This is a genomic window from Nocardia sp. CNY236 (assembly GCF_000482385.1).
Classification (GTDB): domain Bacteria; phylum Actinomycetota; class Actinomycetes; order Mycobacteriales; family Mycobacteriaceae; genus Nocardia.
In genome coordinates this window covers 1-24,264 of record NZ_AXVD01000003.1, presented here as the reverse complement: position 1 = coordinate 24,264, position 24,264 = coordinate 1, and the positions used below count along the sequence as shown (strand labels likewise).

15 protein-coding genes are annotated in these 24,264 nt (G+C 66.0%); 10 read left to right on the top strand and 5 right to left on the bottom strand.

Features of this window, described 5'->3' with window-relative positions:
* Positions 1–53 precede the first annotated feature (53 nt).
* The 5 genes from K940_RS26785 (at position 54) to K940_RS0103405 (ending at position 16,822) form a co-directional block, all read left to right on the top strand.
* Positions 54–13,397, top strand: a complete 13,344-nt coding sequence (locus K940_RS26785; protein WP_081706131.1) for a non-ribosomal peptide synthetase — start codon at positions 54–56, stop codon at positions 13,395–13,397.
* Positions 13,394–14,380, top strand: coding sequence for an ATP-binding cassette domain-containing protein (locus K940_RS0103425; protein ID WP_028476378.1), 987 nt, complete (start codon positions 13,394–13,396; stop codon positions 14,378–14,380). Before K940_RS26785 ends, K940_RS0103425 begins: the two co-directional genes overlap by 4 nt.
* Entirely contained in the window at positions 14,377–15,195 is an 819-nt protein-coding gene (locus K940_RS0103420; protein ID WP_028476377.1) for an antibiotic transporter, read from the top strand. The genes K940_RS0103425 and K940_RS0103420 overlap by 4 nt, the downstream gene beginning before the upstream one ends.
* A complete protein-coding gene (locus K940_RS0103415) occupies positions 15,195–16,013 on the top strand; it encodes an ABC transporter permease (protein ID WP_036527410.1) in 819 nt (272 codons plus the stop codon). The genes K940_RS0103420 and K940_RS0103415 overlap by 1 nt, the downstream gene beginning before the upstream one ends.
* A 236-nt stretch (positions 16,014–16,249) precedes the next feature.
* Positions 16,250–16,822 (top strand): N-acetyltransferase, encoded by a 573-nt coding sequence (locus K940_RS0103405; RefSeq protein WP_028476374.1) that lies wholly within the window; start codon positions 16,250–16,252, stop codon positions 16,820–16,822.
* An 80-nt stretch (positions 16,823–16,902) separates the two neighbouring features.
* On the opposite strand, the gene K940_RS0103400 is transcribed toward K940_RS0103405, so the two are convergent.
* Positions 16,903–17,964 (bottom strand): Gfo/Idh/MocA family oxidoreductase, encoded by a 1,062-nt coding sequence (locus K940_RS0103400; protein ID WP_028476373.1) that lies wholly within the window; start codon positions 17,962–17,964, stop codon positions 16,903–16,905.
* 536 nt (positions 17,965–18,500) lie between these two features.
* Between K940_RS0103400 and nrdF the strand changes: the two genes are divergently transcribed.
* A complete protein-coding gene (gene nrdF / locus K940_RS0103390) occupies positions 18,501–19,463 on the top strand; it encodes a class 1b ribonucleoside-diphosphate reductase subunit beta (protein ID WP_028476372.1) in 963 nt (320 codons plus the stop codon).
* Positions 19,464–19,473: 10 nt separating this feature from the next.
* Here nrdF and mgtE read toward each other — a convergent pair whose 3' ends face one another.
* Positions 19,474–20,838, bottom strand: coding sequence for a magnesium transporter (mgtE, locus tag K940_RS0103385; protein WP_036527409.1), 1,365 nt, complete (start codon positions 20,836–20,838; stop codon positions 19,474–19,476).
* Between mgtE and K940_RS0103380 the strand changes: the two genes are divergently transcribed.
* Positions 20,837–21,070: a hypothetical protein gene (locus K940_RS0103380; protein WP_028476370.1), complete on the top strand. Its 234-nt coding sequence runs from the start codon at positions 20,837–20,839 to the stop codon at positions 21,068–21,070. The genes mgtE and K940_RS0103380 overlap by 2 nt on opposite strands.
* A gap of 144 nt (positions 21,071–21,214) precedes the next feature.
* Positions 21,215–22,213: an LLM class F420-dependent oxidoreductase gene (locus tag K940_RS0103375; protein WP_028476369.1), complete on the top strand. Its 999-nt coding sequence runs from the start codon at positions 21,215–21,217 to the stop codon at positions 22,211–22,213.
* Positions 22,214–22,595: 382 nt separating this feature from the next.
* Here K940_RS0103375 and K940_RS34070 read toward each other — a convergent pair whose 3' ends face one another.
* Positions 22,596–22,841: an alpha/beta fold hydrolase gene (locus tag K940_RS34070; RefSeq protein ID WP_369797463.1), complete on the bottom strand. Its 246-nt coding sequence runs from the start codon at positions 22,839–22,841 to the stop codon at positions 22,596–22,598.
* On the opposite strand from K940_RS34070, the gene K940_RS33425 reads away from it, so the two are divergent.
* Positions 22,797–22,961, top strand: a complete 165-nt coding sequence (locus K940_RS33425; protein ID WP_231390225.1) for a hypothetical protein — start codon at positions 22,797–22,799, stop codon at positions 22,959–22,961. The two genes, K940_RS34070 and K940_RS33425, sit on opposite strands and share 45 nt — an antisense overlap.
* Before the next feature lie 218 nt (positions 22,962–23,179).
* On the opposite strand, the gene K940_RS32185 is transcribed toward K940_RS33425, so the two are convergent.
* Complete coding sequence (locus K940_RS32185) at positions 23,180–23,329, bottom strand: hypothetical protein (protein ID WP_155980729.1); 150 nt, start codon at positions 23,327–23,329, stop codon at positions 23,180–23,182.
* 208 nt (positions 23,330–23,537) lie between these two features.
* Between K940_RS32185 and K940_RS26780 the strand changes: the two genes are divergently transcribed.
* The gene (locus tag K940_RS26780) at positions 23,538–23,918 is read left to right on the top strand and encodes a DUF2628 domain-containing protein (protein ID WP_081706129.1); all 381 of its coding nucleotides are present in this window, start codon (positions 23,538–23,540) and stop codon (positions 23,916–23,918) included.
* A gap of 7 nt (positions 23,919–23,925) precedes the next feature.
* Here the strand turns inward: K940_RS26780 and K940_RS0103350 are convergent.
* The coding region (locus K940_RS0103350; RefSeq protein ID WP_028476366.1) for a transposase at positions 23,926–24,264 on the bottom strand (339 nt) is incomplete at its 5' end.

The window sequence follows — 24,264 nt, the reverse complement described above, 5'->3', positions numbered from 1 at the left end:
GGACAGTCGGTTTGCGACGACATCCCCGACGCAGTCGCAATGTAGGACACCTCATGCAACAGCCTTCTGGTACGGCCACCGATACCGGTACCGTCCTCCCCGACGGGGCTTTCTCCCTGTCGGCAGCTCAACGCGGAATGTGGTTCGCCCAGCAGGTCGCCGGCGCCACCCCCCTGTCCATCGCCCAGTACATCGAACTGAACGGGCCGATCGACCCCACGGTGCTGGCTCGGGCAGCACGGCAAGCCGGGCGCGAGTTCGGTACCGGCTATCTGCGGTTGATCGAGGTGGACGGCCATCCGTTCCAACTCGTCGACACCACACTCGACGACGACCTGCACATCGTCGACCTGCGGACCGAACCCGATCCAGAAGCGGCCGCGCACGCCTGGATGCGCGCGGAGTACGAGGCGCCGATGGACCTGACCCGCGACCGGCTGGTGTGTAGCGCCGTGCTGCGTCTCGACACGAACCGCTGGTTCTGGTATTCGCGAATCCACCACATCGTGCTCGACGGTATGGGCGCGCTGACCATGGTGCAACGCACCTGCGAGATCTACAGCGCCCTCATCGAAGACCGCGCTCCAGCGCCGGCAACCGCAGAGGACCTGCGCGCGATCGTCGAGGCGGATCTGGCCTACCGCAGTTCGAAACGGTTCGACAGCGACCGCGCATACTGGCTTGCGCATCTGGACGGTATGGCCGACCCGGTGAGCTTGGCAGGACGAGTCGCGAGCATGAGCGGACATCCGACCCGAGCAGCAGGTGTGTTGTCCGAAGACACCGGTCGGCTGCTGCAGCATGTTGCCGAGCAGGTGGTCTCCGGGGTCGCGGCGACCATGGTCGCCGCCTTCGGCGCCTACCTCGGCGCGATGACCGCAGCGCCGGAAGTCGTGCTGAGCCTTCCGGTGTCGGCACGCACCACGGCCACATTGCGGCGCTCGGGCGGCATGATCGCCAACTTGGTGCCACTGCGCCTCCGCCTGACGCCGAGCACGACGGTCGGCGACCTGATTCGCATCGCTCGAGGCGAGCTGACCGGGGCCCTGCGACGACAGCGCTACCGTCAAGAAGACATCCTGCGCGACCTCGGCCGACCGATGGACGAAGAAGGATCGTTCGGGCCGGTGGTGAACCTCATGATGGTCGATACCCGGATCCAGATCGGTCCGGTCACCGGTCGGTTGCACGTACTGACCAGCGGGTTGATCACCGACCTGTCGGTCAACCTGTATCCGGGCGTCGGTGGGGAGAGCACGCACATCGACTTCCAAGCCAACGACGATCTCTACAGCGACGCCGACCTGGCCATCCACCGCCAACGGTTCCTGGCGTTCGTCCATCGCTTCCTCATCGCGGGACCGGACGCGCCTTTGGCCACGATCTCGGTGCTCGCAAACACCGAACGCGCCACATACGCTCCCGCGTACGGACCCCGCGGTGTCATGCCGCAGACGTTGCCCGCTCTCCTCGCCGAAGGCGCGGCCCGCGATCCGCGCAACACCGCCCTGGTCGACGGAGCGACCACACTGACCTACCACCAGATGGACGCGTTCACCAACCGTCTGGCCCGAGTGCTGATCGCCGCCGGCGCTGGACCCGAACGCACGGTGGCGATCGCGATTCCTCGCTCGATCCAGTCGGTCCTGGCGACGGTCGCAGTGGCCAAGACCGGCGCAGCCTTCGTACCGGTCGATCCGAGCTATCCGCCGGACCGGATCGAGCACATGGTCGCCGACAGCGGCGTGGTCCTCGGTGTCACGGTCGCCGCGGCCCGAAAATCGTTGCCCGACGTCGTGACCTGGCGGATTCTCGACGACGACGCCACCGAACGCGCCGTGGCCGCGGCGGAAGCCAGCGCGCTGCGTGAGCGCGAGCGCACAGCTACACCACACCCCGATCAAGCCGCATATATCATCTACACCTCCGGTTCCACCGGACTACCCAAGGGAGTGCTCGTCACCCACCGCGGACTGGCGAACCTGGTCGCGAGTTCCGGCGCCGAATTCGGCGTGGACGCGCGGTCGGTCGTGGCCCATACGGTGTCGCCCAGCTTCGACATCTCCATCGAGGAAATTCTGGTAGCGCTCGCCCTGGGTGCACGTCTGGTCGTGGTGCCCCCCTCCGCGTATGCAGGCGAGGACCTGGCGCGGGTGCTGCGCACCCATCGCGTGACCCACCTCGATGTCACCCCGGCGATCGCGGGCACGCTCGATCCAGCGACGCTGCCCGAACTGCGCACCGTGATCGTCGGTGGCGACGCTTGCCCGCCCGAGCTGGTCTCGACCTGGTCCGGACGCACTCTGTTGAACGGCTACGGACCCACCGAAACCACGGTCACCGTCACGCTGAGCGCCCCGCTGGCGCCAACCGATCGAGTCACCATCGGCAGCCCCACCCGTGGGGTGTCGGCCATGGTCCTCGACCCGTGGCTACGACCGCTGCCAGCTGGCTGTAGCGGCGAGCTGTATCTCGCGGGCCCCGGCGTGGCGCGAGGCTACCACCAGCGCAGCGGACTCACCGCCGACCGATTCGTCGCCGACCCCTCCGTGGCGGGCCGTCGCATGTACCGCACCGGCGACCTGGCGCGCTGGGTGCACCGCGACGGCCGGATCGAACTGGAGTACCAGGGCCGCAACGACTTCCAGGTGAAGCTGCGCGGGCTACGTATCGAACTCGGCGAGATCGATGCCGCCCTGCAGCGGCATCCCGACGTCGCCTTCGCGCTCACTGTCGGCGTCGACACCGGGTCGGGAGCCACAGCGTTGGTGTCGTACGTCCTTCCCAAACCACCAGCGCGCCCGCATCCCGAGGCGCTGCGCGCCGCTGCCGGCGAATCGCTTCCGCCCTACATGGTCCCCGCAGTGGTGATGGTGTTGGACAACCTTCCATTGACGCCACTGGGCAAGGTCGACCGCAAGGCGCTGCCACGGCCGCAGTTCGGCGCACGAGCCACAGCGCACAGACCACCCGCCACGACGCGGGAAAAGACGCTCGCCGCGCTGTTCGCCCAGGTGCTGGGTCTGGACTCGGTCGGCGTCGACGACAGTTTCTTCGCGCTCGGCGGCGACAGCATCGTGTCGATCCAGCTGGTGTCCCGCGCGAAGGCCGCGGGCCTCGTGTTCGGCACGCGAGACGTCTTCGAACGCAAAACCGTCGCCGCGCTCGCGGCGATCGCCGCCGACATACCGACCGAGCAAGTGCGCGAACTTCCCGGCGGCGGGGTCGGTGAGGTGGCGCTCACGCCGATCGTGCACGCAATGGTGCAGCAGGGCGACACCTGGCGGCGGTTCGCTCAGGCTGTGCTGATCGACCTGCCCATGGGAGTCGGGCGCGCCCAGCTGGTCGGCGCGTTGCAAACGCTGCTCGACACCCACGACCTGCTGCGTTCGACACTGCGTCGCAGTGCCGGCGGGTGGAGTTGGGTGGTCGCCGAACCCGGTTCGACAGCCGCGCAGGACAGACTGGATGTCCTCGCTGCCGAAACGGATCTGGAACAGTGCTGTGAACGCGCATTGCAGCGCGCCGCCGACCGTCTGGACCCGAATTCCGGCGCGGTCGTGCGTTTCGTATGGATCGAACGCGTGGACGCTGCACCGCTGCTGTGGCTGGTGGTGCACCATCTCGCCACCGATGGCGTGTCCTGGCGGACCCTGCTGGCCGATCTGGCCACCGCTGCGGCGGGCGGCGTTCCCGCGCCGGTCGGAACCTCGTTTCGGCGGTGGGCGCACGCGCTACCCGAGCACGCGGCCACTCGATCCGGGGAATTACCGCTGTGGCAACGCATTCTCGCCACATCCGATCCCGTACTCGGTTCGGCGCCGATGGACCCGGCCGTCGACCTGGTTTCCACCATGGCGCACCTGGCCACGGTGATTCCACCATCGATCGCACATTCGGTGCTGTCCACCGCACCCGACCGCTTCCACTGCGGCGCCGACGAGGTGCTGCTCGCCGGGCTCGCGCTCGCGGTCGCCCGCTGGCGGGGCCGAACGTCCGCGTTGTTCAGCGTGGAAGGCCACGGCCGCTCGGACGCTGTGCTTCCCGGCGCGGACCTCGCACGCACAGTGGGCTGGTTCACCAGTGTCTATCCGGTCGCGATCGATCTGAGCGATATCGATGTGCCGGACGCCTTCGCCGGAGGGCCGGCGGCCGGCGCGGCGATCAAAGTCGCCAAGGAACAGATCCGGGCATTGCCGGACAAGGGCATCGGCTTCGGCATGCTGCGCTACCAGACCGAGGATTGCGCGGCGACGCTCGCCCAGGCACCCGCCCCGCAGATCAGCTTCAACTATCTCGGCCGCACGACCACCGGCGCGGCACAGCCGTGGCTGCCGCGCCGATTCGCCGTGACCCACGACGAGCACGCGCCACTGGCGGCAACCGTGGATATCAACGCTATCCACACCAGTGCCGGCTTGGAGGTGACGTGGGCCTACGCCTCTCGCCTGCTCACCGAGGCCGACATCGGCGACCTCGCGGCGCTGTGGGCGAGCGCGCTGAGCTCCCTGGCCGCGCACGCCGAGTCCGCGAACGCCGGCGGCCATACACCCTCGGATTTCGATCTGGTCCCTGTCACCCAGGAACGCATCGACTCCTGGGAGCGGACCTACCCGAACCTCACCGAGGTGTGGCCGCTGTCGCCACTGCAAAACGGGCTGCTGTTCCACGCGGTGTACGACTGCGACACCGCCGACGGATACACGGTGCAAACGCTGCTCACCTTGGCGGGAACCGTCGACCCTGCCCGCCTGCGCCGTGCCGTGCAAGCACTCGTGGCGCGGCACGACAACGTGCGCGTCGCCTTCGTCGAAACCGAAGACGGGCCGCGCCAACTCGTCGTGGCCGATGCCGATGTCGAGTGGCACGAAGCCGACCTGACCGATATCGACACCGACGACAAGCGCGCCGGTGAGATCGACCGCCTGATCGCCCTGGACGCACGCACTCGATTCGATCTCACCCGTCCCCCGCTCCTGCGGTGCACCCTCGTCCGAACCAGTTACGACACCTATCGTTTCCTGCTGACCAACCACCATGTGGTGCTGGACGGCTGGTCGACGCCGTTACTGGTTCGCGAGCTGCTCACCCTCTACGTGACCGACGGTGACCCCTCGGTACTGCCACCGGCGCATTCCTACCGCGAGTTCCTTGCCTGGCTACACGACAAAGACGACACCGAATCCCTGGCCATGTGGACTGCGTCGTTGGCCGGAGTCGACTCACCCACCCGCATGGCGCCCACGCTCGCCGGAGTCTCCCCCACCGACGCCGCCACGGTCTCCACCGACCTGTCCCACACCACCGTAGCCCAGCTGGAGCAGGCCGGTCGCGACTCGAATGCCACAGTGAACACCTTGGTGCAGGCGGCGTGGGCGCTGCTGCTGGGCATACTCACCGGCCGTACCGACGTGGTCTTCGGCGCAACCGTTTCCGGAAGACCACCGGAACTCGCCGGGGTGGAGGACATGGTCGGGCTGTTCATCAACACCCTGCCGGTTCGGGTGCGGCTCGACCCGGCCGAGACGGTGGCCGATCTGCTCTCGCGCCTGCAGGACGAGCAGACACGGCTGATGGATCATCAGCATGTCGGCCTGGCCGCCATTCATCAGGCGGTCGGTCTGCCCGAATTGTTCGACACGCTCACGGTGTTCGAGTCCTATCCGGTCGACCGCGAGACATTGTCACGGTCACCCGATATCGCGGGGATGCGGGTACTCGACGTAACCGGAACCGATGCAACTCCGTACCCGTTCAACGTGATGGTGATCCCCGTACACGACCCCGACGGTCGAGACGTGCTGCGAATCACGCTGAAATACCTCGCCGACCTCCTTGCGGCTCCGGCCGCGCAATCCATGCTGGATCGCTTCGTCCGGCTGCTCACTCGGCTCGCCCATAGTCCGCGCCTACAGGTAGGCCGCCTTCACCATTGCGCCGAAGCCGAACGCGCCGCATTGCTTCCGGTGCGAGGTCCGCGATCGGTACCGTCGGCGACGCTCGCCGACCTGCTCACCGCGGCGGCCCGGATCGACCGGGACGCGATCGCGGTCACCGCCGGGGAACTCACCATGTCCTATGGCGACCTCGACGCGTGGTCCAACCGCTTCGCCCGGGTGCTTCTGCGCCGGGGCGTCGGACCCGAGGTGTTCGTCGTACTCGCACTCCCCCGATCGCTGGAATCGGTGGTCGCGGTGTGGGCACTGGCCAAGACCGGCGCGGCGTTCGTTCCCATGGACCCGAACCACCCGGTCGACCGCATCGAACACATGCTCGCCGACTCCGAGGCGCCGATCGGGGTCACCGTCACCGCCATCGGCGAAACCTTGCCCGGCACGATCGATTGGCTGTTGCTCGACGATCTGAACACCATTCGCCGGGTGATGACGGTCTCGGACGCCCCGATCACCGACGACGAGCGCGGCGGACCCATCGACGTCGACCAGACGGCCTACCTGATCTACACCTCCGGTTCGACCGGCAAGCCGAAAGCCGTACTGCTCAGCCACCGCGGCATCGCGAATCTCGTCTACGCACAGCAACAGACGCTCGGCTCGGACCGAACCACCTGTGCCCTACAAGTGGCCTCGCCCAGCTTCGACGCCTCGGTGTTCGAACTGCTACTCGCTCATGGCACTGGCGGCAGACTGGTGGTGTCGCCGCCGGACGTCTACGGTGGCGCAGAACTCGAACGCCTGCTGCGCAGCCAGCGTGTCACCCATGCGGTGATCACGCCGTCGGCATTGGCCACCATGGAACCCGCCGGGCTGGAGCATCTGCGAGTACTCGCGGTCGCCGGCGAGGCCGCGTCGCCGGAGTCGATCCAGCGATGGGCGCCGGGCCGCCGCATGGTGAATCTGTACGGCCCCACCGAGTTCAGCATCTGGGCAACCGGCCCCAGTGAACTCGTCGCCGGCGCGCCGATCACGATCGGTGGACCGATCCGAGGCGCGGCCGCCACGGTGTTGGACACCTGGATGCGCGCAGTGCCGGTCGGTGTGCCCGGCGAGTTGTATCTGTCCGGTCCTGCACTGGCGCGCGGCTACTTCAACCGCTTCGAGCTGACCGCGAGCCGATTCGTGGCCAACCCCTTCGGCGCCCCGGGCGAACGGATGTACCGCACCGGAGACGTAGTGCGCTGGGTGCACGGACCCGGCGATGGCTACGAACTGGAATATTTGGGCCGCAGCGACTTCCAGGTCAAGATCCGCGGCCTGCGTATCGAACTCGCCGAGATCGACGCAGTGCTCACCGGCGACGACGCGGTCGACTACGCGGTGACCATCGGCCGCACGGGACCCACCGGGACGACCGTGCTGGTGTCGTATGTGCTGCCCATGGACGCAGCGACACTGCAGGTCGACCGGTTACGGGCACGCGTGGCCGCCGAACTGCCCGGATACATGGTACCCGACCATCTGGTGGTACTGGAGGAGATTCCGCTCACCCCGGTCGGCAAACTCGACCGGGCGGCCCTTCCAATGCCCGAATTCACCGACACGCGCCGCCGCTACCTCGCACCACGCACGCCGACGGAAGCGGCGGTGGCCGCAGTGTTCGGTGAGGTGCTCGGTCGCGAACAGGTGGGTGTGGACGAGTCGTTCTTCGAGCTCGGGGGCAACTCACTGAGCGCAACCACAGTGGTGGCTCGGGTGAATGCGGCGCTCGGTTCGCGTATCGCGTTGCGTGATCTGTTCGACGCGCCGACAGTGGCCCACTTGTCGGGCCGAGTGGTACCCACGGTCGGAGCAGCCGGGCAGTTCGTCCTCGCCCCGAGAATTCGACCGGATCGCATTCCGTTGTCGCCCGCGCAACAACGGATGTGGGTACTCGACCGCATGGATCCGGCCTCACCCGCCTACAACATTGCGGTGGCGTTGCGGCTCATCGGTGACCTGGATGTCGCAGCGCTGCGTACCGCGGTCGCCGACGTGGTCGAACGGCACGAAAGCCTGCGCACGGTGTATCCTGCCGATCCCGAGGGCCCCCGACAGCTCGTGGTCGACACCGAGGTCGCCTCGCCCACTGTCCCATTGGTCACCACCGACGACGGAGCGCCGCTGCGTGCGGCCATAGCAGCTGTGGCCCGCACCGGATTCGACCTCGCCACGCATCCGCCACTGCGCGTCGGTCTGTTCCGACTGCGTGAAGCTGGAGAGCCCGCTGCTACTCCCGAGCCGCAATTGCCTTGCGCCGCAGTCGGGTCCGAGCCGCAGGCGGCTACATCCCCACCGGTGCACGTCGTCGTCCTGGTGGTACACCACATCAGCGCCGATGGGGCATCGATGGCGCCGCTGGCCGCGGACCTGGTTGCCGCCTATTCGGCACGGGTGCGTGGGCAGGCCCCGACGCAGACTCCACTGCCGGTGCAATATGCCGACTTCGCACTCTGGCATCGCGAGGTGCTCGGTGACGATTCCGACCCCGATTCGACTGCGGCTCGACAGATCCGGTTCTGGCGAGACACGCTGGCAGATGCGCCCGATCTGCTGGAGTTGCCTGCCGATCGTCCGCGTCCCGCGGTACAGACGATGCGCAGCGCCGAGTTCGCGTTCTCGATCGGAGCCCAGACCCACAGTGCCTTGACGACGCTATCCGCCGCCCGCCGGGTCAGCCCGTTCATGGTCGTGCATGCCGCGCTCGCGATTCTGCTCGCTCGGCTGGGCGGCACCGACGACGTGCTGATCGGCACGCCGATCGCGGGCCGCGGCGAGCAGAAACTCGACCAGGTGGTCGGTATGTTCGTCAATACGTTGGCGCTGCGCGCCCGGGTCGATCCCGGATCGGACTTCGCTGCCTTCCTGGACGTCCTGCGGTCGGCGGATCTGGCTGCCTTCACCCACGCAGACGTTCCTTTCGAACGCTTGGTCCAGGTGTTGGACCCCGATCGGTCCACTGCGCACCATCCGCTGTTCCAGGTGTCGCTGTCGCTACAGAATTTCGTGGAACCAGCAATGGAACTTCCCGGCTTGCGGATCGAGGTGCAGGATTTCGAGCGCAACGCCTCGCAGATGGATCTGACCCTGGATCTGCGCGAACGCTTCGACGAGCGCGGACCGACGGGCATCGATGCGGTACTGACCTATGCCACCGACCTCTTCGACGAGACGACGATGGCCACGTTCGCCGCGCGGTGGCGCCAGGTACTCACGACGGTCCTCGACCGACCCGAGATCGGCATCGCCGATATCGACATCCTCGACGACGCCGAGCGTGCGCAGCTGTCACCAGCACGTACCGCCAGCACGACCGCCACCGAGATCACACTCCGCGGCCTGCTGTCGCAGACTGTGCAACGATACCCGGATCGGCCCGCGGTCGTGGCGGGCGAGCACGTCACGACCTACCGGGAGCTCGACGCCAGCGCCAACCGCTTGGCTCACCTGCTGCTCGAGTCCGGCGCAGGCACGGAAACCGTTGTGGCACTCGGCCTTGCACGCTCTGTGGAGCTGCTCACCGGCATATGGGCCGCCGCAAAGATCGGCGCGGCATTCGTACCCGTCGATCCGCGACACCCGATCGAGCGCATCGACCATCTGCTCACCGACTCCGGCGCCACAGTGGGCCTGACCCTCGCCGCATTCCGGCCGTTGCTGCCCGACAGCATGCACTGGCTGGTGCTCGACGATCCCGGCACCATCGAACGCTCGGGCGCCGCGAGCGATCACCCCGTGCAGGATTCCGACCTAACCGGTCCCATCCGGCTCGACAACACCGCATGGATGATCTACACCTCCGGCTCCACCGGAACACCGAAGGGCGTCGCAGTGTCCCACCGTGGCATCGCCGATCTCGTCGCGACACAACGGGAAACCCTCGGCCTGAACGAGCACTCCCGAGTGCTGCAGGTGGCCTCCCCGAGTTTCGATGCCGCGGTGTTCGAAGCACTCATGGCGTTCGGTTCCGGAGGCGCTGCGGTAGTCGCGCCACCGGGGGTTTTCGGCGGCAGCGTGCTCGCCGACCTGATCGCCGCCCACCAGGTCACCCACATGGTGATCACCCCCTCCGCACTGGCCACCCTCGACCCGGCGGCGGTCTCCGTGCGGGTGCTGGCAGTCGCCGGCGAAGCGATCGGCGCCGAACTGGTCAACCGGTGGGCTCGGGGAAGGACCCTGGTCAATCTCTACGGTCCGACCGAATTCACCATCTGGGCAACGGGGTCGGGGCCGCTGACGCTGAATGCATCGATCACGATCGGCACACCGGTACACGGTGCGGCAGTCGCGGTTCTCGATGATCGGCTGCACCCGGTCCCCGTGGGCGTGGTGGGCGAGCTGTACCTGGCCGGGCCCGCGCTGGCGCGCGGATACCGAGCTCGAGCGGGTGCTACTGCCGCACGATTCGTCGCCGACCCGTTCACTGCACACGGCGAACGGATGTACCGCACCGGCGACCTGGTGCGCTGGATTCGCATCGACTCGGCAGTGGAACTGGAGTACGTGGGCCGCACCGACTTCCAGGTCAAGGTGCGCGGGCAACGTATCGAGCTCGGCGAGATCGACGCGGTGCTCGGCCGCGCCGAGGGGGTGGACGTCGCGGTGACGCTGGGGCTACCCGGCCCCACCGGGACCACCGCACTGGCCGCCTATCTCGTCCGCGCACCGGGGGCCGAGATCGACGTGGCGGCCGTGCGCGCGTTCGCCGCGGACATGCTGCCCAGCCACATGACACCCGCGGCATTCGTCGTGCTGGACGAGATCCCACTGTCGGCGGTGGGCAAGCTCGACCGTGCCGCACTTCCCGTGCCGGAATTCACGGCCGACCGCGCCGAGTACCGCGCGCCGTCCACCCCGACCGAGCAGCGGTTGGCTGCGCTCGTCGGCGACCTGCTCGCAGCACCGCACGTGGGCGCCGATGACTCGTTCTTCGCCCTCGGCGGCGACAGTATCTCGGCGATTCAACTCGTGTCTCGGGCCAAGCAGCAGGGGATCGCCTGCACCCCCCTGCAGGTATTCGAGCATCGCACGATTTCGGCGCTTGCCGCGGCGGTCGAGATGGCAGACACGGCGCCGACCCTGGACGAATTGCCCGGCGGTGGTCTCGGGGAGCTGCCGCTGCCACCGATCGGGCACTACATGCTCGAGCGCGGCGGAAACTACCACCGCTTCGCCCAAACCGCGGTACTGGAACTGCCGGTCGGGATCGAGCGATCACAACTGATTGCCGTGCTCACCACGGTCGTGGACCACCACGACATGCTGCGCGCCCGGCTGATCGCCGATACCGATGGCAGCGCGCGACTATCGGTGGCCCCGCCCGGCTCGATCGACGTCGCCGCGCTGGTGCACCGGATCGAGTTCGACGCCGTCGATCGGATCGAACTGCACGAATTCGCCATGACCGAGATGGACGTTGCGGCCGACCGACTCGATCCGGCCGAAGGCGTTGTACTGCAATTCATCTGGATCGACCCCGCGCACGACGCCGGGATACGCGCCGCCTGCGCCGGATGGCTGATCGTGATAGCGCACCACCTGGTGATCGACGGTGTGTCCTGGCGCATCCTGATTCCCGACCTGATAACCGCCTGGGCCCAGGTGTCGGCCGGCGAATCCCCGATGCTCGCCGAGACCGGGACCTCGATGCGGCGCTGGGCTCACGCCTTGGCCGACGAAGCACGCGCCGAACACCGGATCGCCGAGTTGGCCTACTGGCGAAGTATTCTCGCCGGACCGGACCCACTCCTCGGATATCGGGCGCTGGACCCGGAGGTCGACCGTGCCGCAACGCTGCGCACGGTCGAGCGGACGGCATCCGCAGAGGTCACCCGCGCCGTGCTCACCACCCTTCCCGGACTGTTCCGTGGGAGTGTCGACGACACGCTGCTGACCACACTCGCCATGGCACTGATGCACTGGCGGGCAGATGGCCCGACGATCCTGCTGCGACTGGAAGGCCATGGCCGCCAAGCAGAAATCGTGCCGGGTGCCGACCTGACCCGCACCATCGGTTGGTTCACCAGCATCTACCCGGTGCGACTCGATCTGACCGGGATCGACATCGACGAGGCGCTGGATGGCGGGCCGGCGCTGGGCTCGGCGATCAGAACGGTGAAGCACCAACTGCTGTCGGTGCCGGACAAAGGGATCGGCTTCGGCCTGCTGCGCTACCTCGACTCCACGACGGCGCAGCAACTTCCGACGCAGCTGCCCGGACAGGTCGGCTTCAACTACCTCGGCAGGTATTCCGCCGGCGAGATCCCCGCGGGCCTGGAGAACCTCGGCTGGTTGCCCACCGAGGAGCTGGGCGAGGTGTATGTTGCCGAAGCTCCGGACGTGCCCATGCAATCGGTCGTCGATGTGCACGCCATGGTGATCGAGGACCGGCTGACGGCGAGTTTCGGCTTCCCCTCGACCCTGCTCACCCATGACGAGGTCGGCGAACTGGCCGATTCGTGGCTCGCGGCGCTGGATGCGGCAACCCGCTTCGCACAGTCACCGGCGGCACGAACCGCTGCCGAACACGAGGCGGCAGCCACCGCCCCGGCCGCACCCACCGGCGGGCTCGGACTGGACGTTGTGCTACCGATCCGTCTCGACGGCGACGACCCCGCACTGTTCTGCATCCACCCATCGTCCGGGCTGTCGTGGTGCTACCTCGGATTGGCCGACATGCTGGCACTCGGCCGCCCGATCTATGGCCTGCAGGCCCCCGATCTCGGCGGCCACGAACCTCCCCCACATTCGATCGAAGAGTTCGCCGACCGCTACGTTCGCGAGATTCGCGCCCGACAGCCCGAAGGCCCCTACCATCTCGTCGGATGGTCGTTCGGCGGCCTGATCGCCCATGCGATGGCAGCCAAGCTGCACGCCGACGGCGCGGATGTCGGTATGGTCGCGCTCTTGGACGCCGACACCGCGGACATCGACGGTGACAGTATCGAGCCGCTCACCGCGGGATCGTTCGTCGATGCGTTCGGCTCGGTCTTCGGCATCCACGACGTGCCCGCCGACGCGAGCGCGCACCAGGCAGCGGAGCTGATCCGCGACCGACTCGGCGGCGTCTCGCTGATCGACGCCGCCACGTTGGCGCGCATGGCCCAGTCCTACAACGCCGCCGCGCGCACCAGAACCGGCTACCATCGCCCGGTCTTCGACGGCGACATCGTGTATGTCGGCGCGACCGTCGACACCTCCGACATCTTCGGCCCCGCCGGCTGGCAACCCTATGTGACCGGCCGAATCCACCGGCACGACATCGACGTCACGCACGACGAGATGACTGCGCCGCATGCACTGCCCCTCGTCGCGCACGTCCTCGACGAACATTTGACGAGCGCACCCAGCCGAAGGGCTACAGACACACACAGCCGAAGGGCTACAGACACACACAGCCGAAGGGCTACAGACACACACAGCCGAAGGGCTACGGAAACACAGCCGGAAGGCCGAGGATGAACTCTGATCGAGGAGTTGTCGTCGAGCGGCTCGAGAAGTCGTTCGGCGCAGTCCAGGCTTTGCGTGGGGTCGACTTCTCGGCCGAGCCCGGTGAGGTGCTCGGCGTTCTCGGACCGAACGGCGCGGGCAAGACCACGACGGTCGATATTCTGGCCACTCTGATCCGACCGGATCACGGCCGAGCTCTGGTGGCGGGACACGATGTGGTCGCCGACCCCGCGGCGGTGCGCCGGCGCATCATGCTGACCGGACAACACGCCGCGCTCGACGACATGCTCAGCGGCTACGAGAATCTGGTGATGTTCGCCAGGCTGATGGGCCTGCGCAAACGGGAAGCTCGCATCCGGGCGCATGAACTGCTCGGGGAATTCGATCTCGAACGCGCCGCCGGACGACGAGTGGGCACCTACTCCGGTGGCATGCGCCGGCGGATCGACATCGCATGTGGACTCGTCGTCCGGCCGGACGTGGTGTTCCTGGACGAACCAACCACCGGTTTGGATCCGCGGAGCAGGCAAGGGGTGTGGGATGTGGTGGCCGGATTCAAGAAAGCGGGGATCACCACTCTGCTCACGACACAATATCTCGAGGAGGCGGATGCACTCAGCGACCGAATCATCGTCATCGATCACGGAGTGGTGATCGCGCGCGGCACTGCCGACGAACTGAAGGCACGTACCGGCGGGAGCTACTGCGAGGTGGTTCCTTTGGAGCTGAAGGATATGCCGGCCATCGCCGCAGCGCTGGATTCGCTTCTGCCGCCGGAGAACCGGGCCACACTCACCACCGAGTCCGATCGGATCACCATTCCGGCACCCGATGGAGCCAGGACACTCGCCGAAGCACTGCGCCGCCTCGACAGCGCTGGTATGGAACTGGTGGACATCGCGCTGCGCCGACCCTCGCTCGATGACGTCTTCCTCCAGCTGACCGGGCATTTGGCGACAACGCCGGAGGCCGTGCAACCGGAGGTCGTGTCGTGACCGCCGCACTATGGCTCAGCCCGACCCGTGCCACACCCAGGCCACCACAGCAGTGGTGGGTGCTGACCACACGGCTGATCGTGCCCTCACTGCGCACCGGCGAGGTTCTGACCTCGGTGCTGGCGCCCGCGGTGTTCACCGTGAGTTTCTACCTGCCGCTGAAAACCATCATGACCTTCATCGGCACGGGATTCAGCAGTTACGCACAGTTCATGATGCCGCTGGTGATTCTGCAAGCCGCCGCGTTCACAGCGGTGTCCGCGGCATTCCGGGCTGCTACCGATTCGGTCAGCGGACTCGACCGGCGATTCGGGGCGATGCCGATCGGTCCGCTGGTCCCGGTGGCCGCACGCGTGTCGGGCAACGTCTTCCGCCTGACCATCGCGCTGCTCACCGCACTGGTCTGCGGGCACGTCATCGGATTCCGCTTCCATCTCGATCTGGTGCACACGATGGGCTTCCTGTTGTTCTCGCTGCTGATCGGGATCGCGCTGATTCTGAGCGGAGATGTGATCGGGACGATGTCACGCAGTCCGGAGGGGACCGCACAGGCGCTGGTACTGCCGCCGCTGATCTTCGGACTGCTGTCGACCGGACTCGCGCCGGCAGATCAGTTTCCGCCGTGGGTCCAACCCTTCGTGCGCAATCAACCGGTTTCGCAGTGGGCGATCGCGCTGCGCGCATTCGCCGGCGACACGACCTCCGGTGTGGAGTCGGTGAAGTGGTCGCTGGTGGCGCCGCCGGTGGTCTGGACGCTGGGCATCCTGGCCGTCTGCGTGCCGATGACGGTCCGGCTGGCGTCGAGGAGGCAGTGATGACACTGTCGGCGATCCTGTCACGGGAATCCCACACCGGCACCGAGAGCTCGATGCCGGCGCTGGTGCGCCAGTCGCTGCTACAGACGCAGCGGTTGCTGATCCGCTGGGTCCGCAGCCCGCTGACCCTGCTGGAGACGCTGATCATCCCGTGCCTGTTGTTGATCATGCTCGACACAGTGATCGGCGGACAGATCGCGACGTTCACCGGTGAGAGCGCGTTGTCCGGATCGGTGCCCATGGTCACGTTGGTAGCCGCATTGTCCGGCGCAGTTGCCAGCGGCGTCTTGCTCGGTCGCGAGCGGGATGCGGGCCTGTTGGCCCGCTTCTGGGTACTACCGGTGCACCGCGCTTCCGGCCTGATCTCCCGTGTCCTCGCCGAGGGCTGTCGCATCGTGGTGGGGACGTTCGCGGTCGTATCGGTCGGCTATCTACTCGGTTTCCGCTTCCAGCAGGGCCTGGCGGCGACGACTACGTTCCTGCTCATCCCATTGCTGGTCGGGCTGGCTTTCGCCACCGTCGTCACAGCAGTCGCCGTGTTCACCGCAAAAGCGACGTTGGTCGAAGCGACCATGATCGTGACGTCGTTGATGATGTTCTTCAGCACCGGCTTCGTTCCGCTGGCCGCCTTTCCGGGGTGGCTGCATCCGATTGTCGGCAATCAACCCATGTCGGTTGGCGTCGAGGCCATGCGGGCGCTTGCAGTGGGCGGCCCCCTGGCCCGCCCACTGCAGCTCGCCACGGCCTGGTCACTCGGCGCTATCGTGGTGTTCGCTGTTCCGGCCACCATCGGCTACCGTCGTGCCAGCCGGCGCTGACCGGTGAACCCGGCTTCGACCAGGGGTCCGACGGCATCAGCGTGTGCCCGAGTTCGTGCTAGCGTCGGAGACCTCCGCGGTGCGACCGTCGAAGCCGAACCCGTTCTCGCCGCCCTGGAGACCTCGGGCGGGTCGACGCGGACCCTGCGGACCATGGCACCGATCCGCCAACTCGCTGGTGCGGATGACGGATTCGCCGGGCGCTACGACCAGCTCGACACGAAGGCATCGACAGCATGACCGATCTGCAGTTCAACCGTTACGACGCCTACGGCGCCCGCGAGCAACGAGCACTCGTCGAGGACGTGTACCGCCGCTCCTACCGTGCTGCAATCGCATCCGGTGATCCCTTCGACCAACCTGCCGAGTTCATGAAGCGATTCGACGCCTACACCGACCCCCGACGTTCCAACGGCTTCGAACTCGTTGTCGCGACCATCGACCGCCTCGCGGTCGGTCAGACGTGGGGCTGGCCGCTGGGACCGAGCACTGCATGGTGGGGTGGACTCGTCCCCGACGAAGATGGCACCGAGCATGGTGAATTCGTCCGCGAAGATGGTGCTCGGACCTTCGCTCTCAGCGAGATCATGATCGATGAGGATCGCGCAGGGCAGGGCATCGCCCATGCACTCCACGACGAACTCCTCGCGGGCCGAACCGAAGAACGCGCAACGTTGCTTGTCGAGCCCGACAATCCCCGCGCTTACCGCGCCTACCTTCGGTGGGGTTGGTCGAGACGAGGCGAGCTCACCCCATCATGGCCTGACGCACCGACTTTCGACGTGCTGATCCGCACACTCACCTCTTAGCCGCGACACGGACATGGGCCTACCGGCCTCGCATACATGGAGATTCGCGACCACCGCACACCGCCCAGTCGGCCTGGACACTACATCCGGCCGAATGCGGGTTCGGGATGGGTCTGGGCGTGAGCGAGACGCGCGTGTTCCAGGATCTTCATCGTTTCGAGCGCGTCGCGAGCGTCGACGGGAACTGGGGTTCCGACGAGCAGCGTATCGGCCATCGCACGGTAGTAGCAGCGGTAGTCACCCGGCAGAGAACGAACGCGGCGGGCATCGGACTCGATACCGAGTTCGCCCCAATCCTCGGGATGGACTGTGCCCCAATGTTCGTGGTCCGGACGGCGTCCTGCCCGTAGTTGCGCTTCCTGCGGGTCGGTACCGTAGACGACATAGGCATTGTCGGAACCCAGGACACGGAACCTGGGACCATGCTGCGCAGCAACGGCATTCATCCATAGGTGTGAGCGGACGCCGTTGGCGTGCGTCAAGGCGAGAAACGCGTCGTCGTCAGCTCGTACCCCGGTGCGGCGGCGGTCGAGTTCGCAATAGATCTCGGCTACCGGACCGAAAAGCGTGAGAGCTTGGTCGATGAGGTGACTGCCAAGGTCATAGAGATAGCCGGCGCCATCGGTCTCGTCACCGAGTTCACGCCAACCTCCTTTTGGTTCGGGTCGCCATCGTTCGATCCGGGACTCGAACCGGTGTACGTGCCCCAAGCGGTTGGCGGCGATCAGCGATTCGACGGTACGAAAGTCGCTGTCCCAGCGCCGGTTCTGGAACACCGACAGCGGGACTTGTGCCTTCTCGGCCGCAGCGACGACCTGCTCGGCCTCGGCCACGGTGACCGTGAAGGGCTTGTCCACCACTACCGGCAGGCCGGCTTCGATCGCCGACATGGCCAGCGGTGCGTGACTGCGGTTGGGCGTGGCGATCACCACCAAGTCGATCTCGGAAGGATCGTCGAACAACTGGGTGACGGTCGACAACACCCGTGCACCGGGGTGTTCCCGGATCGCTCGCTCTGCGCGCTCGGCAGACGAGGTCACCACTGCGGCGACTCGCATGCGCGGCTCGACCGCGATCAAGGGTGCGTGGAACACTGCCCCTGCCAATCCGTATCCCACTACGGCAACCCTGAGTGGCGACACCGCCGGGCCTCCTTTCGTCGACGCCCCGGTCTCCGCCGTTGTCCACGTTCTCATCGACAACGGACCCGATCTGTTGTCAGGCCTCGACGGGGCACTCACGTTTGCAGTCGTGCGCAACCGATCCACACGACCATCGATTCCGCCACAGGTTCATCTGGATAGAGGTAGCGACAGCCGCTGCGCCGGGCGCAGTGTATCTGCCGCTACTCGCAACCGACACGGCCACAGCGGTATCGGTCATCACGTGGGTGAGCTACACAGGTGTCGCCGTCGAGGCAGGCGGGCGCTCGCCGTGGACGATCTCCTGGCCCGCCCCCTGCAGCTCGCCACGACCCGGGCACTCGGCCCGATCATGGTGTTCGCTGTTGCGGCCACCATCGGCTACCGTCGTGCGAGCCGGCGCTGAGTGCACCGGCGCAATATATGCTGCCGTGACACAAGGTGTTGTGCTTCATGGACATGTCACCCCCAAGGAGTAGTGTTCAGGGGGAGGAATTCTGTAGCGACGACAGGCTCGAGAAAGGCGTGGACGCAGGATGAAACTGATCGATCGGGTATCGGCGATCAACTGGAACCGGGTGCCCGACGAGAAGGATGCCGAGGTCTGGGACAGGCTGACCGGCAATTTCTGGCTGCCGGAGAAGGTCCCGGTCTCCAACGACATCCCCTCGTGGAACACCTTGACCGCCGCCGAGAAGCAGTTGACCATGCGCGTGTTCACCGGTCTTACCTTGCTGGACACCATCCAGGGCACTGTCGGCGCGGTGAGCTTGATCCCGGACGCATTGACCGCGCACGAAGAGGCGGTGCTGACGAATATCGCGTTCATGGAGTCGGTACACGCCAAGAGCTACAGCTCGATCTTCTCCACACTGTGCTCGACCCGCGAAATCGATGAAGCGTTCCGCTGGTCGGAGGAGAATCGCAACCTGCAGCGCAAAGCCGAAATCGTGCTGGGGTACTACAACGGCGACAACCCGCTCCAGCGCAAGGTCGCCTCCACGCTGCTGGAGAGTTTCCTGTTCTACTCCGGTTTCTATCTGCCGATGCACTGGTCGTCGCGGGCCAAACTCACCAATACCGCCGACATGATTCGGCTGATCATTCGAGATGAAGCGGTCCATGGCTACTACATCGGCTACAAGTACCAGAAGGGCTTGGAACTGGTCTCCCCGGCCGAGCGCGAGGAGCTGAAGAACTACACATTCGAACTCCTGTTCGAACTCTATGACAACGAGGTCGAATACACCCAGGACCTCTACGACGAGGTCGGCCTCACCGAGGACGTCAAGAAGTTCCTGCGCTACAACGCGAACAAGGCACTGATGAACCTCGGCTACGAAGGGTTGTTCCCGAAGGACGACACCGACGTCAATCCGGCGATCCTCTCGGCCCTGTCGCCCAACGCCGACGAGAACCACGACTTCTTCTCGGGATCGGGCTCGAGCTACGTCATCGGCAAGGCGGTCAATACCGAGGACGAAGACTGGGAGTTCTGAGCCGCGGACCTCAGATTCCCAGGACGAGCTTGGCCGTGGTGAAGTAGATGATCAACCCGGTGGCGTCCACCAGTGTGGTGACCATCGGGGCGGAAACCACCGCAGGGTCGATCCGTAGCTTCTTCGCCAGCAGCGGCATGGTGCCGCCGATCGTGGCGGCCCAGCCGCAGATGAGCACCAACGTGCTGCCGACGACCACGGCCATCCGCGGGCCGACGAACACCGCGCCGATCGCCAATCCTGCGCCGGCGAGCAAGGAACCCAGCACCATCCCGACCCGACATTCCCGCCAGATCACCCGAAACAGATCCGACGCCCTGACCTCGCCGACGGCCAGCGCGCGGACACAGGCGGTAGCGGCTTGCGCGCCTGCATTACCGCCCGCGCCGATCAGCAGGGGAATGAACAGCGCCAGGTGTGCGGCCTGCTGCAAGGTGCCTTGGAAGAAGTCCGTGACGGTAACCGTCAAGCTCGCCGCAACCAACAACAGCAGCAGCCACAGCGCCCGGTAGCGGGCCAACTGGAACACTCCGGCAGCCATGTAGTGCCCCTCCCAGGGCGCCGAGCCGGCTTGTCGCGCGACGTCTTCGCTGTCGGCGGCCTCGATCACCTCGACTGCGTCGTCGATGGTGAGCAGCCCGACGAGACGGTCCTCGCTGTCCACCACCGGTAGGTTGATGTCGTTGGTCTCGCGCATCAGCCGGGCGGCCTCCTCCGCGGAGTCGGTGGCGCGCGCGAACGCGGGTTGGGTCGCGACCAGCTCCGACACCATGGTGTCCGGCGTGCTGAGCACCAATTCGCGCAATTCGACAATGCCGGTCAGACGCCTACCGGAGTCGACCACTGGCAGCGTGTACACCGTCTCGGCATTACCGCCCTTGGTGCGCACCGTGCCCAATGCCTCCGCCACGGTCAGCTCCCGCGGCAGGGCCACGACCTCGGGCGTCATGAACTGTCCGGCCGACCCCTCCGGGTATCCGAGCAGGCTGGCGGTCAACCGCCGCTCCCGCGAGCTCAGCCCGGCCAGCGCCTTCTTCGCGACCTTTGCCGGTGCTTCCCGAAGCATGCGCGCTCGATCGTCGGGCGCCATGCCCTCGATCAGTTCGCGGAAGCTGCGATCACGCAAACCTTGCAGGATTTGCTGCTGGTCCACCGGGTCGAGTTCCTCGAAGACCGCCAGTGCGAGATCTTTGTCCAGCAACCGGAACGCCATCCCGGCTCGAACCGCGTCCATTCGTGCGAGTTGGTCGGCGATGACGTGCGGCGGGTGCGCGCCGAGCCAATCGAGCGCGGCGCCGACGTGACGGCTTTCGACGATGTCCTGCAGGGATTCGGACAACGACGGACGTACTTCGATGATGTCGGTGTGCGACATGGGGGAACCTCAGCACGAGCACGAGTGGTTGATGAGTGCGATGTTCACACCGCGGGGCACCGACCCCTACCGCGGTGACAACGACCGGACAGGTGAAGGGGCGGCGCCGCGCGGCCTTCGACTGGGAGGTTCGCTGCGCATTGCAACCCACCTCCTTCCCGTCGCTGCGGATTTCGGGCATCCGCACGTGTCGTTCGTCATCCAGTGGACGCCGCTCGGCGCCCCCATGTAGCTTACATCGCTTCGCGATCGGGACTCGTCCTGAGCATGGTGTGACCTGCGCGGCACACGGCGCTTGCGCGGCGCTGCCGCATACCGCGCCCACGGCCAGTAGGTTCGTCACTACTGGTTCGAAACATGCATGAAGGAGACATCCGTGCGCTTCGGCATCTTCATTCCGCAAGGTTGGCGACTCGACCTGCTCGGCATCGACCCTGTGGATCAGTGGGGGGTGATGTGTGACCTGGCTCGCCGTGCCGACGCGAACGAGACGTGGGACTCACTGTGGGTGTACGACCACTTCCACACGGTTCCGGCGCCGACCGAAGAGGCCACGCACGAAGCCTGGACACTGATGTCGGCGTTCGCCGTGGCGACCTCGCGCATCAGGCTCGGACAAATGTGTACCGCAATGAGCTATCGCAACCCGGTCCATCTGGCGAAGATCGCAGCGACGGTCGACCTGATCTCGAATGGTCGGGTGGAGATGGGTATCGGCGGCGGCTGGTACGAGCACGAATGGCGCGCCTACGGCTACGGCTTCCCGTCGGCGGGCACCCGGCTGGGCCGGCTCGATGAAGGCGTGCGCATCCTGCGGCAGGCGTGGACGACGGGGGCGGCCACTCTCGACGGCAAGCACTACCAGGTCGACGGGGCCATCGTCCGACCGAAACCGATGCAGCACAACGGGATTCCGATCTGGATCGCGGGAGGTGGAGAGAGGAAAACCTTACGCACAGCTGCGAAATACGCGCAGTACACCAACTTCGCCGGCGACCCAGCGGTATTCACCCGGAAATCCGAGATCTTGCGTGCGCACTGCACCGAAGTGGGCACCGATTTCGACGCCATCGTGCGCTCGGCCGACTTCGACGTCGCGATCGGCTCGACCGACGCCCAGGTCGGCGAACGGCTATCGGCGCTGGCTGCTCGGCTCACTCCGCACATCGGCGCCGAGCGAGCCCGCGCACATGTCGACCAGCTCTACCGTGGCACCACAGCCGTCGGTACTCCTGATCGAATCATCGAAAACCTGATCCGGCTGCGCGATCTCGGCCTCGGCTATGCGATCCTCTACTTCCCCGAAGCGGCCTACGACACCACGGGGATCGAACTCTTCGAACGGGAGGTGGCTCCGGCGTTGTCGACGTACTGATCGATCAAAGAGCTTCCCCTCCGAACCCCAAACCAACAGGGTCGGTTCGGTGAAGGCCGACAGCCGCGTCGCAGCCTCGAGGGTGTAACGATGGTCGATCGAGCGGTGAAACGCCGGTAGTCGTGCCGGACGGCGGGGTCGTCGCGGATGGGACGCACATAGCTGTCCATGATCTCCGGCGGGAAACGATGTTTCGCAATCCAACCGAATCCCAGCGGGGTGCGATGCAGCGACCGTACCGCGAGAATTCGCGCGACGCACCACGCGGCAGGGGGCAGCGCGAACACCCGTGGCAACAGGTGGAAGGGAGGGGGCAGAAAGTGGTCGAACGCATCGCAGGCGACGAGGACGACACGCCCGAGACGTTCATCATGCTCCACCATCACCAGCTGGGTGAGCGCGCCCCCGGTATCGTTCGCCACCACAGTGACGTCTCGCAGGTCCAGTCGTTCGAAGAACTCCGCGATGAGCCGCGCCACCGCGGGTGGGTCAGCTCCTGATCCGGAACAGCGAGGGTATGCGAACCCAGCGGCCAGTCCGGGGTGAGGCAGCGGTAGCCGTGCGAGGCGAGCACAGGGGCGACATGTCGCCAGAGATCACCGTTGGCGAGCAGACCGTGAACGAACACGACGGGCGGGCCACTTCCACACTTCCGGTATCGAATACGGCCTACACCGAGTTCGATCTCGTGTTCGGCACCCAGTGCTTCGCTGATCGACATGACGATCTCCTCGCGGTCGACCGGTGAGTCCGCAGGGTCCGGAACCGGGCGGAGCGAGATCTACCCTATCCCGTAGCCTGCGGACATCGCACCGCTCGAGCTCCGGCGCTCCACGTTCACACTCACCAGGGTCCTTCAACATGACTGAAACAGAAGGGATTTCGGCGTCCAATCCATCCAGCCAAGAGCTGCCCAGCGCTGGACGCACCAGTTCGTCACGTCGGCCCCGGTGATGACCTTCGCGTTCATCGCGTCGCGTCCTGATTGGCGCCGCTCTTGCTGGCGTGATATGCCCGATCAGACATCAGGAACGGCGCGGGCTCGAAAGCAGCCATACGACAGACGATCTGCTGGGGCGTCACGTCGATGATCGTGAAGTTCTGGGCGAGCAGCACTGGGCCGTCGTAGCCGGTGCGGACGCCGTCGAGGATCGGCTGTGGGGTGCCCGACGTGGATGAACCAGCATCGAGCAGTCGTTCGCCGAATGTTTGCGGACTTCCAGGGGCTACCGTACACTGCTGGACGAAATCTGCGGGGCCTCGGGCTGGGCAGGGGTTAGGACGAACCTTGATCGCTGCTCGCGCCGTAGCGTGAGTCTTCCTTCTGGACAGGAGTAATCTGAGTACCAGCTTTCCGAATGGCTACGTCGAAGTCAAACCGAATTGGCGCGAGCGCTTCGAGTTCTTCGACAAATATGGTCCGATAAGGACGGCCGAGCATCGAGCCGCGCTCCGACAACTGTCGTTCGGTAAAAAAACATTCCAGTTGTGGAATCTCCTGGCCACCCTTTTCGGCCCCTTCTATTACCTAGCGTTGGGTATGTGGCGCAAGGCTCTGGTGCTCGTCGCTGTGGAGTTCGGTGTCATCGCGGCCTTCTTTCTGTTGGAGGTCGTGACCAGCACCGCCTTACTCCAAGCAGTCTGGGGTATGTTGTTTTTCGGTTCCATCTTCCTGTTCGGGATATGCGCGAACTATTCATATTGACCAGGAACTAAATGGTTGAAGCGTAAATGGTGTGTGGGGCTTGGAAGTAGCCGCGGACATGGCCGGGGAGTTTCTGGATGCGCCGGAAGAACGAGCGAACCGCCAGTTCCATTTGTTCTGGGTTGAGGATGTTCTCGTCGGCCAGGACGCGTTTGAGGTCTGCGTTGACCAGTTCGTCGGGGTTGAGGTGTGGGGCGTATGCCGGGAGGTAGTGCAGTTCGATCCGGTCGCGGTGGGTGTGCATCCACGCTGTGGTGGTCTTGGCGCGGTGGACCGGGTGCCGGTCCACGACCAGGTGGATCTTGGTGTCGTAGCCGCTGATCAGACGCTTGCAGAAGGTGAGGAA